Genomic DNA, 11,415 nt, shown 5'->3' on the forward strand with positions numbered 1-11,415 from the left:
GCCGCCTCTACGGTTTTTCCATGACGCGATCTTTGCAGGCCGTGGCCTATCGGCGACCCTCCGTGCTGGAGTCCGCAGCGGGCGGACAGTTGCTCGGCCTTGAGACTTCCCGGGGTGCGACGCCGACCGGGGTGAAGGACCATCCGCAGTTCTTCGCGGGCTTTTTGACGTCCCCTCAGGTGGCCTCGGCGGCGCTGCTCGCGGTGGCCGACGTGGCGGCGGCCCGGTACTACCAGCAGCAGCTGCGGGCCTCCCTCGACCCGGTGGTGACGGGCAACGGCGACCGGCTGCGCTTCGAGTCGTTCTCCGGCTGCTGCGGGGTGTACGCCCGCCTGGACGTGCTGGAGCCGGGCCTGGACGGCGGCGAGGTGGGGCACGGCACGACCAACGTCGACGTGAACAACCCGCTGCGCGAGGCCCTGTCCAGGATCGGCTCCGAGGATCCGCTGCATCTGCGGGTGGGCCCCGAGCAGCTTGCGGTGACCACGCTGGACGGGCCCGTCGTGGAGAAGAAGGTGCCGCTCCCGGACCGCTGGCTGCGCGGCTTCGCGGAGGCGCAGGTGATAGCGGCCGGCTTCGATCTGCGGGCCGAGCTGCCGGCCGCCGACGCGGTGCGGTTCCTGCGGGCGCTGCCGCGGGGCGGGGGCCGCGCGGCCTCGGCCGGCCCGCGGTGGGTGGTGCCGTCGGGCAACGCACTGCGGCCGACGACGCGGGCGGTGCCCGGCGCGGTGTGCCTGCCGGGTCCGGAGCGGCTGGTCGCGCTCCAGCGGGTGCTGCGGCACGCCACGGCCCTGAGGGTGTACGGCCCCGCGGTGACCGGCGGTGCGGCCGCCACGGCGAGTGCCTGGGAGGTGGTCCTGCCCGGCATGCGGCTGACGTTGACGCTGTCGCCCGACGCCTCACGCGGCTTCTCCGGCGAGGGCGGTGTCCTCGACGCGCTCGCCACGGACGAGGCCGCCGAGGACGCGGAGCTGATCGCGGTGCTCCTCGCCTGGGAGCCCCGTGTCGACGTGGCGGACCTGGCGTCGGCCTCGGGCCTGACACCCCAGCGGGTCCGGGCGGCCCTGATCCGTCTCGGCACGTCGGGCCGGGTCGGGTACGACACGGCGGAGGCGGCCTACTTCCACCGGGAGCTGCCGTACGACGCCAAGCGGGTGGAGCGGCACAACCCCCGGCTGCGTTCGGCGCGGGGGCTGGTGGCGGCGGGCGCGGTCGCCCTCGACGGAGCGCTCGGGACGGTGACGGCCGAGGACGGTCATGTGCACCGGGTGCGCGACGAGGCGGGGGTGCTCAGCTGCAGCTGTCTGTGGTGGGCGAAGTACCGGGGCGGGCGGGGGCCGTGCAAGCACGCGCTGGCGGTACGGATGGTGCGGCGGGGAGACGCCGCGAGGGAACGGGACATGGCACGAGTCGAGGGGGACGCACGATGAGCTCACTGATGGACGCGGTGCGCGCGGGGCGGACAGCCGAGGTGGTGAGCCTCCTGGACGGGATGACGGACGCCGAACGGCGCGCGCTCTTCCCGGAGTTGCGGGCGCTGCGCAAGGAGCTGAGGGCGGATCAGTGGACCTCCGAGGCCCGCCGCGCCTACCCGGCCCTGCATGCGGCGGGGGTCGCCTGCCAGACCGGTGCGGCCGGTGTCGCGAGCTGGCTCGCCGCCTCGGACATGCGCTGGTGGCCGGCGTCGCCCGGCGTGCTGATCGACGTCCTCGGGGACCGGGCGCCGGCCTGGCTGGGCGACGTGGCGCACCGGATCGCCGAGCGACCGCCGACCGCGCGTGTGCCGTACGAACTGATGGCGGGCCTGGTCCGGCTCTCCGGCTGCGAGGTTCCGACGACGGAGGCCTACGTCCAGGGCTGGGTGGAGCACATCGGTCACGTCTGGCAGCGCGGTGACACGGTCCTGGCCCGGCTGCGCAAGGACCCGCACCTCGCCCGGCTGACGGCGGCGCTCTTCGAGACGAACGACATCGGCAGCCGTCTGGCGTGGGCCGCCGGCGAGGGCCCGGACAGCTGGAACGAGGCGATCGCCCAGCTCACCGTCGACGGCGCGCTGGACCGGAAGGCGACCGTCGACGCCTGTCTGGCCCGGCTGCTGCGGGGCGGTCCGGCCGCCGATCACCGGGTGTTCCTGCGCATGCTCCAGGCGCTCGACCTGACCCGCGAGGAGCAGCGGGAGCACATCGCCGACTGGCTGGCACTGGCCGCCGACGCCGCGTCCGTGGTGGCGTCGCACGCGCAGTCGGTGCTCGCGTCGCTGGCGCTGGACGGCGAGGTGCCGGCGCGTCAGCTGGCCGAGATGTCGGGCGCGGTCCTGTTCCGCACCGAGAAGAAGCTCGTGCGCGCCCAGTTGGTGCTGCTCGGCAAGGTGATCGCCCGCGATCCGGCCACCGCAGGGGAGCTGCTGCCCGCCGTCGCCCAGGCCTTCGGGCACGAGGACACCGATGTGCAGGAGCGGGCGCTGAAGCTGGTGGAGCGGCACGTCGAGAAGTCCGGCGCCGACGAGGTGCGTGAGGAACTCGCCATTGCCGCGGACCAGTTGATCCCGACGCTTCGCAAGCGGGCCGCCCGGAGCCTGGGCGTCTCACCCCTGGCGTCGCAGCCGATGGCGTACGAGGAGTTGCTGCCGCCCGCGCCGGAGCCGGAGCGGCTGGCGTCCGCGCCCGAGTCGGCGGCGGAACTCGCCGAAGAGGTCGGAGCGTTGCTCGTCTCCGGTGGCGACGTCGCGGCGTTCGAGCGGGCACTGGACGGGCTGGTGCGTCATGCCTACGACGACCCGCAGGCGCTGCTGGAGGCGCTGGAGCCCGTCGTCGCCCAACGCTGGTGGGCGGAGCCGGAGCCGCGGTACGCGTCCACGGCGGACGACTACTTCACCCGGTACCACGGGCTGATCAACCCGGCCCAAGGACTTGAACTCCTCCTGGCGACGCTGCGGGGGAAGGTGCGGACGAGCACGCTGCACCACAGCCTCCAGCACGGGACCGCCACCGGCGAGTGCGGCCACAGCCCGCTCACCCGGGCCTTCGAGAGCCGTCTGTGGGAGGTGGCGTACCGGATCCGCACGGAGCCCCTGCCGTTCCTGCTGTCCACGCCCACCTGGGGCACGGGGCTGCTGGAGCCGGACCAACTGGTGGAGCGGCTCGCCGAGTACCGGCGTCTCGGGGCGCGGGCGTCCGCGGCCGACTTCGCGCAGGCGCTGCTGCGGGTGCGCTGCGCCGAGCGTGCGGCGGCCGAGACGGCGGCGGGGCGTGCGGCGGCGCTCGGCACGACGGAGGGCACGCGGCTCGCCGAGTGGCTGCTCGCCGGGGGGTGCGCGGCGCCCGCCTTCCGTCGGCGTACCTCGGGGAAGCGCATACTCGTCGAGTCCGGGGAGATCGCCGAACTCCAGGCGGACTTCCCCTCCGGACTGCGCCCGCTGGGAAACGCGGTGAGCGTCTTCGGGGACCGCCGGCACTGCTACCACTGGAGCGAGGGCATGCGGCCGCACTGGCTCGCCGTGCTGCCGGAACAGCGCGAGCTGGTGGCGGTCAGGATGGTGAGCAATCTCTCGGAGGTCGCCGTCGACGACTCCCGCGGAGAAGCGGCGATACTCCCCCGGCTCGCCGAATCGGGCGGCGACGCCGGCGAGGCGGTGCACCTGTGCGTGGCGTACGGGCTCGGTGCCCGGCATCCGGAGGACCGGCTCGCCGCCGTGGACGCGCTGTTGGTGCTGGCGGCGCGGGGACAGCTCGACGCGGACCGGCTGGGTGCGGATCTGGGGCAGTTGGTGCGACGCGGCGCGGTGAAGCCGTCGCGGCTGGTGGAGTCGGTGCGGACGGCGGCGGCCACGGGGGCGAGCGCGACGGTGTGGTCGGTGCTCCGGCAGACGCTGCCCATCCTGCTCGCGGACCTCGCCACGGCTGCGACGGCCGCCCCGGCACGAGGGCTCGCGGATCTCCTGGCCGTCGCCGCGGAATGCGCGGAGCGGACGGGGGCACGCGAACAACTGCCGCATCTGGCGGGGACGGCGGAGCGCCGTGGCTCGTCGCGGCTCGTGACGCAGGCCCGGCGGCTGCACAGCGCGCTGGCGGAAGGCATCGCCGCCTGAGGGGCGGAGCCCCGTCGACCTCGTCGCCTCCCACACACTTGAAGAGGCATCGTTGAATAGGCCACAAAACCGGCATAGTGGCTCTTTACCGCCCGGTCACAATGCGTTCGTGATCACGCAACACCGTTCCTTCACAGTGGGTGTATGAGTCGAGACATATCTGATGTGACGCGTGCTAAACACGGACGTCCGGTACACCACTGGCGACGCAACGCCGTCGAACTCGCCGCGGTTCTCACGGCGGTCGCGGTGGCCGAGGCGGCCGCGACCCTCGACGGGTTCGGGCCCGGCGGGACGGCGCTGCTGCTGACGGCGGCGGCCCTGCTGGTCGCCGGCGCGGGATTCCGCGCATGGAGGACACGCCGCCACGGTCACGCACCGCCGACGAGCGATACCGAGGCCCGGCCGAGCTCCGAGGAGCGGGCCGGGCGATCGGACGAGCAGCGGGACCCGGCCGCGTCGGTGTCCCGGGAGGGCGCGCTGTGGCGGATGCGGACGACGGTGAAGGACGAACCGGGTTCGCTGGCCGCGCTGTGCGCCGCGCTCGCCGGCCTGCGGGTCGACATCCTGAGCCTGCAGACGCATCCCCTGGCCGAGGGCACGGTCGACGAGTTCCTGCTCCGCGCGCCCGGCGCGCTCGACGCGGACGAGATCAGCGGCGCGGTCTCGGTGGCCGGCGGCACCGGCACCTGGATCGAGCGGGCCGACGCCCACGACCTGGTGGACGCGCCGACCCGAGTACTCGGCCTGGCCACGCGGACGGCCCTGGACGCGGCGGAACTGCCGCTGGCTCTGCGGCAGTTGCTGGGCCGGTGCACGATCCGGTCGCTGCCCGCGGTGCCCGCCGTGGGGAGCCGGGGACCGGAGCCGGTGCCGGTGGAAGGGGCGCTGGAGGACACCGTGATGCGGTTGCGGGCGCCGGAAGGCGGAGTGATCACTGTGGAGCGGCCGTATCTGCCGTTCACGCCGACCGAGTTCGCGCGGGCACGGGCCCTGGTGGAACTGGACGCCCGGCTCGGTCCGCGCGTGCCCGGCAGCCAGGACGTGCTGACCCTGCCCAAGGGCAGCGACATCACCGTGCGCCGGGCGGACACCGGTGATCTGGAGGCGGCCAAGGAGATGCACGAGCGGTGCTCGGCGCGCACGCTCGGGATGCGGTACCACGGCCCGGTCCAGGACGCGGACCGCTATCTGAACCACCTGCTCAGCCCCCGCTTCGGCCGTACGCTCGCCGTGCGGACGGCGTCGGGGCGCATCGTCGGCCTCGGTCACCTGCTCTGGGACGGCGACGAGACCGAGGTCGCGCTGCTCGTCGAGGACGCGTGGCAGCGGTGCGGCATCGGCGCGGAGTTGCTGCGCAGGCTGGTGGCGATGGCGGTCGAGGCGGGCTGCGCGAGTGTGTACGCCGTGACGCAGGCCTCCAACACCGGGATGGTGGCCGCGATGCGCGGGTTGGGCCTCCCCCTCGACTATCAGATCGAGGAGGGGACCCTGGTCATCACCGCCCGACTGGACACACCGCGGGAGGAACCGGTCTCGGAACGGCTTTCGAGTGCGGGTGAGTTGGGCATGACCTGAACACCGCGGGAGTCACGACCCGCCGGCCACCACGCAAGTCACGACCGGCCGGCCACCACACAAGTCACGACCCGCCGGCCACCACGCAAGTCACGACCGGCCGGCCACCGCGGGCGCGTGGTGGTCGGCCACGGCGGGTGCGTGGTGGCCGGTCACGGCGGGCGCGTGGTGGCCGGTCGCGTCCCTGGCGGGGCGCTGCCGCGTCCCCAATGCCTGATCCAGGTCCGCCCACAGGTCCTCCACGTCCTCCAGGCCCACCGACATCCGCAGCAGCCGGTCGCTGACCCCGGCGCCACGGCGGTCGTCCGCGTCCACGATGCGGTGGCTGATGGACGCCGGATGCTGGATGAGGGTGTCGACGCTGCCGAGGCTGACGGCGGGGGTGATCAGGCGGACACCGGCGATGACCTCGTGCGGGTCGCCGTGCACCTCGAAGGCGATCATGGCGCCGCCGATGCGCGGGTAGTGGACGCGGGCCACCCGCGGGTCGGCGGCGAGGCGGCCGACGAGTGCGGCGGCGGTCGCCGAGGCCGCCCGCACCCGCACCGGGAGCGTCGACAGGCCGCGCAGCAGCAGGTAGCCGGCGAGCGGATGCAGGACGCCGCCCGTGGCGAACCGCACCTGCCGCAGCCGGCCGGCGAACTCCTCGTCGCAGGCCACCACGCCCGCCATCACGTCGCCGTGTCCGCCGAGGTACTTGGTGGCGCTGTGCAGCACGAGGCGGGCGCCCTGTTCGGCGGGGCGCTGGAGCACGGGCGTGGCGAAGGTGTTGTCCGCGAGCAGCGGCACGGAGCCACAGGCGTGGGCCACGGCCCGCAGGTCCAGTTCGGCGAGGGTCGGGTTGGCCGGGGACTCCACCATCACCAGTCCGGTGTCCGGGCGCAGCGCCTCCTCGATCCCGGCCGGGTCGGTCCAGGTCACCTCGGAGCCGAGCAGCCCGGCGGTGAGCAGATGATCGCTGCACCCGTACAGCGGGCGCACGGCGACGACATGGCGCAGGCCCATCGAGGCCCGTACGAGAAGAACCGCGCTCAGCGCCGCCATGCCGCTGGCGAAGGCGACGGCGGCCTCGGTGCCCTCCAGCCGGGCCAGGGCCGTCTCGAAGCGGGCGACGGTCGGGTTGCCCAGCCGGCCGTAGACGGGCGGGCCGTCCGGCTCGGCACCGGTGGTGGCGAAGGCGTCGATGCGGGCGGCCTCGCCACGGCTGTCGTAGGACGGGTAGGTGGTCGACAGGTCGATCGGCGGGGCGTGCAGGCCCTGCCGGGCGAGGTCGTCACGGCCGGCGTGCACGGCCTCGGTGGCGAGTGCTCTCGGTGCGGTGCGCGCGTCGTCGTACCCGGGCATGCGGTGGTTCGCCTCCCTGATCGCTGGGTCCATGGCCGGAAGAGTGAACAGTGACCGGGATCAGGTGGGCGAATCCCGTGCTACGTTCGGCCAATGGCCGAATCTGTCGTACTGGATCCGGTCGATCTGCATCTGCTGCGGCTGCTGCAGAACGACGCCCGGACCACCTATCGCGACCTCGCCGCCCAGGTGGGGGTCGCGCCGTCGACGTGTCTGGACCGGGTGACGCGGCTGCGCCGCTCCGGCGTGATCCTCGGCCACCGGCTCAGGCTGGACCCGGCCAAGCTGGGCCGCGGGCTTCAGGCGCTGCTGTCGGTGCAGGTCAGACCGCATCGGCGGGAACTGGTGGGGCCCTTCGTGGAGCGGATCCGGGCGCTGCCGGAGTCGCTGACCGTCTTCCATCTCACCGGGCCGGACGACTATCTCGTCCATGTCGCCGTGTCGGACATGGCCGATCTTCAGCGGCTGGTGCTGGACGAGTTCACCTCCCAACGCGAGGTGGCGCGCGTCGAGACGCGGCTGATCTTCCAGGAGTGGGACTGCGGGCCGCTGCTGCCGGCCGACGCGCCGGGAAACACGCCCTCAGCGAAATCGGGCTGACTTGGGACAAGGGCCGGTGAAACCGGGCTGACGCGGCAGTGGTCGCCGTATGAGGATGGACCGCATGTCTGAGACCAACAGCCCGCTTCCCCGCGAGGTCGCCGACGCCTATGTCGACGAACTCATCGCCCTCGACCCGGTCACCGGCACGTATCTCGGCGTGAAGGAGAGCTCGGGCAAGCTTCCCGACCTCTCACCCGCGGGCCAGGAGGCACTCGCGCAGCTCGGGCGGGACACCCTCGCCCGGCTCGACGAGGCCGAACGCCGGCCCGGCGCGGACAGCGACATCGAGCGCCGGTGTGCTCGCCTGCTGCGCGAGCGGCTGACCGCCGAACTGGCCGTGCACGACGCCGACGAGGGCCTGCGCTCGGTCGGCAACATGGCGACGCCCGCGCACTCGGTGCGCGAGATCTTCACGGTCACGCCCACCGAGACCGACGAGGACTGGGCGGCGATCGTTGAACGGCTGCGCGCGGTACCGACCGCGTACGCGGGCTACCGCGAGTCCCTCGAACTGGGTCTGGAACGCAAGCTGTACGCGGCTCCGCGCCCGACCGCCACCTTCGTCGAGCAGCTCACCGAGTGGTCGGACACCGGCGAGGGGCGCGGCTGGTTCGAGGACTTCGCCTCGGCCGGCCCCGACGCGCTGCGCACCGAGCTGGACGAGGCCGCCCGTGCGGCGACGGCCGCCGTGGTGGAACTGCGCGACTGGATGCGCGACGTGTACGCGCCGGCCGTCGAGGGCGCGCCGAACACGGTGGGCCGTGAGCGGTACGCCCGCTGGGTCCGCTACTTCAACGGCACCGACCTCGACCTGGACGAGGCGTACGCGTACGGCTGGTCCGAGTTCCACCGCCTCCACGGAGAGATGAAGAAGGAGGCCGAGAAGGTCCTCCCGGGTGCCGCGACGCCGTGGGTGGCGCTGGCCCATCTCGACGAGCACGGCCGGCACATCGAGGGCGTCGACGAGGTCCGCGAGTGGCTCCAGGGCCTGATGGACGAGGCGATCGAGAAGCTGGACGGCACGCACTTCGAACTCGCCGAGCCGGTACGGAAGGTGGAGTCCCGCATCGCCCCGCCCGGCGGCGCGGCGGCCCCGTACTACACCGCCCCGTCGGAGGACTTCTCGCGCCCCGGCCGCACCTGGCTGCCGACGATGGGCCAGACCCGTTTCCCGGTCTACGACCTGGTCTCGACCTGGTACCACGAGGGCGTCCCGGGCCATCACCTCCAGCTCGCCCAGTGGACGTACGTCGCCGGGAACCTCTCCCGCTACCAGGCCACCATCGGCGGGGTCAGCGCCAACGCCGAGGGCTGGGCGCTGTACGCGGAGCGGCTCATGGACGAGCTCGGCTTCCTGACGGACCCCGAGCACCGGCTCGGCTACCTCGACGCGCAGATGATGCGGGCCGCCCGGGTCATCGTCGACATCGGCATGCACCTGGAGCTGGAGATCCCGGCCGACTCCCCATTCCACCCGGGCGAGCGCTGGACTCCGGAGCTGGCGCAGGAGTTCTTCGGGTCGCACAGCAGCCGTCCGGCGGACTTCGTGGAGAGCGAGCTGACCCGGTATCTGACGATCCCGGGCCAGGCCATCGGCTACAAGCTCGGCGAACGGGCCTGGCTCCTGGGCCGTGAGAAGGCGCGCGAGCGCCACGGCGACGCCTTCGACCTCAAGGCGTGGCACATGGCGGCCCTGTCCCAGGGCTCGCTCGGCCTGGACGACCTGGTGGACGAGTTGTCCGCGCTCTGAGCGACCGGCGAGCGGGTCAGCGCCGGAACCCGCCCTCGGAGTCGATGACCTGACCGGTGATCCAGCCCGCCTCGTCCGTCGCCAGCCAGGCGACGAGGCGGGCGGGATCGTCGGGCATGCCCCAGCGGCCGGCGGGGAAGCGGGCCGCCACCGCCTCGTACGCCGCGCCGGTCAGGTAGTCGGTGTCGACGGGCCCGGGGTTGACGGCGTTGACCGTGATGCCCTGTTCGACGAGCGTGCTCGACAGGGAGCGGGTGACGGAGGCGAGGGCGCCCTTCTGGAGGGCGTAGGCGATCTCACCGGGCATGCCGTCGGCGATGTCCTGGCCGGAGGTCATCATGACCACGCGGCCGCCGGGGCCGGCCGGCCGCAGCCGGGCATGTGCCTGCACCAGGAGCAGCACCGCACGCGTGTCGACGGCCCAGTGCGTGTCGAGCATGGCGGCGTCGATCTCGTCGAGGGTGCCGTCGCAGCCGCTGACGGCGTGGTTCGCGATCAGGATGTCGAGCCGCCCGCCGAGTGCGGTGGCGGCCGTGGCGATCAGTTCGGCGGGCGCGGTCGGGTCGGAGAGGTCCCCCGGACCGGAGAGCACCCGCGCCCCGGGATCGCCGAGTGCCTCCCGCACGGAGGCGACGACCTCCTCGGGCCGGTCGGCTCCCCAGGGCATGGCGTCGTCGTGCGGCACATGGTGGTGCAGATAGACGCTCGCGCCGTACGCGGCGAGCCGCCGGGCCACGGCATGTCCGATGCCGGCCCGTCGGCTGGCCCCGGTGACCAGGGCGGTCCGGCCACGCAGGGGCAGAGGGTCGCGGCGCAGGTCTTCGGGTGCGGGGTGCGGAAGTCGCGGCATGGCAGATCATGATGGTGAACGGCCGGTCTCCACGCACGCGGATATTCCGGTGGTCCCGCAATCCCGCTGATCTGCTGCACGAAGGTGCAGGTCACCCGGGCCGGTCAGTGCGGCAGCCGGCGGAGCTGGACGAGCCCCAGCCAGGTCTCGGGGCCGGGCTGCACCTGGGCGGCACGCACCGCGTAGACCCCGGGTTCCAGGGCCACCCGCAGATGGTCGGTGCGTTCGGTGTCCCGTCCCGGCCAGGCCGAGTCGAACAGGACCACCGTCCCCGGCACCTTCCAGCGCACCTCGTCGCCCCAGTCGGCGCCGGCGAGCGCGGCGGGGACCCGGGCGAGCAGCTCCGCCTCGGAATCGGCCGCGCACCACCGTACGAAGGTGCCGTGCTCGGGCAGATAGGAGGTCGAGGCGGGCTCGTCACCGAGGACCAGCGCCGCGCTGTCCCCCACGGGCAGCAGTCCGACGAACCCGTCGACCTCGCAGGCCCGGTCGTAGTCCGAGGCCGTCTCGTCGCCGTCGGCACCCGCCCAGAACGGCAGCACCGTCTCCGGTACGGCTATCAGGGGGCCGCCGCCCGACTCGACCCACTCCACCGTGCCCGGCTGCGCGTATCTCACCATGGCAGCAGAACCTACACGCCCGGCGGGACCACCAGCCCACCGTGTCCAACTGGCGTCTCAGCACCCGCAGTTGTCCGCGTCGACGGGTGCCGTCAGCGGGTCGGGCACACGCCTCTCACGTCCCTGCCACGTCTCGAACTCGAACCCCTCACGCGCCCAGTATTCGAACCCGCCGAGCATCTCCTTGACCCGGTATCCGCGTTCGGCGAGGGCGAGGGCGGCACGGGTCGCGCCGTTGCAGCCGGGTCCCCAGCAGTACGTCACGACGGGCACGGACGGGTCGAGGAGCTGCGCGGCCTGCTCGGGGATGAGGGCGGTGGGCAGGTGGATCGCGCCCGGGACGTGGCCCTGGTCCCAGGACTCGGTGGACCGCGAGTCCACCACGACGAACCCGGGATCCCCACCGGCTGCGAGCGCGGCGGCGACATCGGACACGTCGGCGTGGAAGGCGAGACTCGCCCGGAAGTAGGCGGCGGCCTCGGCGGGCGCGGCGGGTGCGACGCGGAGGACGGGGCCGGCGGCGGTAACGGTGTCGTTCGTCATGCCCACAAAAGTAGGGTCCACGACCGTCACCCTGAAGGGA

Annotated in this window: 9 protein-coding genes; 5 read left to right on the plus strand and 4 right to left on the minus strand. The window is 73.3% G+C overall.

Going from position 1 to position 11,415, the window contains the following annotated elements; all coding sequences use genetic code 11:
- Positions 1 to 20 precede the first annotated feature (20 nt).
- The 3 genes from ACGFW6_RS23905 to ACGFW6_RS23915 all read left to right on the plus strand — a co-directional run bounded on the left by ACGFW6_RS23905 (position 21) and on the right by ACGFW6_RS23915 (position 5,665).
- Positions 21 to 1,430: an SWIM zinc finger family protein gene (locus ACGFW6_RS23905; protein WP_393513294.1), complete on the plus strand. Its 1,410-nt coding sequence runs from the start codon at positions 21 to 23 to the stop codon at positions 1,428 to 1,430.
- Positions 1,427 to 4,087 carry a DUF6493 family protein gene (locus ACGFW6_RS23910; RefSeq protein WP_393513297.1) on the plus strand — a complete coding sequence of 887 codons (2,661 nt, stop codon included), beginning with the start codon at positions 1,427 to 1,429 and terminating at the stop codon, positions 4,085 to 4,087. Before ACGFW6_RS23905 ends, ACGFW6_RS23910 begins: the two co-directional genes overlap by 4 nt.
- Positions 4,088 to 4,231: 144 nt before the next feature.
- Positions 4,232 to 5,665, plus strand: coding sequence for a GNAT family N-acetyltransferase (locus tag ACGFW6_RS23915; protein WP_393513300.1), 1,434 nt, complete (start codon positions 4,232 to 4,234; stop codon positions 5,663 to 5,665).
- Positions 5,666 to 5,755: 90 nt separating this feature from the next.
- On the opposite strand, the gene ACGFW6_RS23920 is transcribed toward ACGFW6_RS23915, so the two are convergent.
- Positions 5,756 to 7,009, minus strand: a complete 1,254-nt coding sequence (locus tag ACGFW6_RS23920; RefSeq protein ID WP_393513622.1) for a trans-sulfuration enzyme family protein — start codon at positions 7,007 to 7,009, stop codon at positions 5,756 to 5,758.
- A gap of 93 nt (positions 7,010 to 7,102) precedes the next feature.
- Here ACGFW6_RS23920 and ACGFW6_RS23925 point away from each other — a divergent pair, with 93 nt between their 5' ends.
- On the plus strand, positions 7,103 to 7,609 hold the full coding sequence (locus ACGFW6_RS23925; protein WP_393513302.1) for an Lrp/AsnC family transcriptional regulator: 507 nt from the start codon (positions 7,103 to 7,105) through the stop codon (positions 7,607 to 7,609).
- A 64-nt stretch (positions 7,610 to 7,673) separates the two neighbouring features.
- On the plus strand, positions 7,674 to 9,362 hold the full coding sequence (locus ACGFW6_RS23930; RefSeq protein WP_393513304.1) for a DUF885 domain-containing protein: 1,689 nt from the start codon (positions 7,674 to 7,676) through the stop codon (positions 9,360 to 9,362).
- A 16-nt stretch (positions 9,363 to 9,378) separates the two neighbouring features.
- Here ACGFW6_RS23930 and ACGFW6_RS23935 read toward each other — a convergent pair whose 3' ends face one another.
- The 3 genes from ACGFW6_RS23935 to ACGFW6_RS23945 all read right to left on the minus strand — a co-directional run bounded on the left by ACGFW6_RS23935 (position 9,379) and on the right by ACGFW6_RS23945 (position 11,375).
- On the minus strand, positions 9,379 to 10,212 hold the full coding sequence (locus ACGFW6_RS23935) for an SDR family oxidoreductase (protein WP_393513306.1): 834 nt from the start codon (positions 10,210 to 10,212) through the stop codon (positions 9,379 to 9,381).
- Positions 10,213 to 10,316: 104 nt separating this feature from the next.
- Positions 10,317 to 10,832, minus strand: coding sequence for an immunity 21 family protein (locus ACGFW6_RS23940; protein WP_393513308.1), 516 nt, complete (start codon positions 10,830 to 10,832; stop codon positions 10,317 to 10,319).
- A gap of 57 nt (positions 10,833 to 10,889) precedes the next feature.
- The gene (locus ACGFW6_RS23945; protein ID WP_393513310.1) at positions 10,890 to 11,375 is read right to left on the minus strand and encodes a rhodanese-like domain-containing protein; all 486 of its coding nucleotides are present in this window, start codon (positions 11,373 to 11,375) and stop codon (positions 10,890 to 10,892) included.
- Between the last annotated feature and the right edge of the window lie 40 nt (positions 11,376 to 11,415).

Source organism: Streptomyces sp. Y7 (assembly GCF_043195415.1).
Lineage (GTDB): Bacteria > Actinomycetota > Actinomycetes > Streptomycetales > Streptomycetaceae > Streptomyces.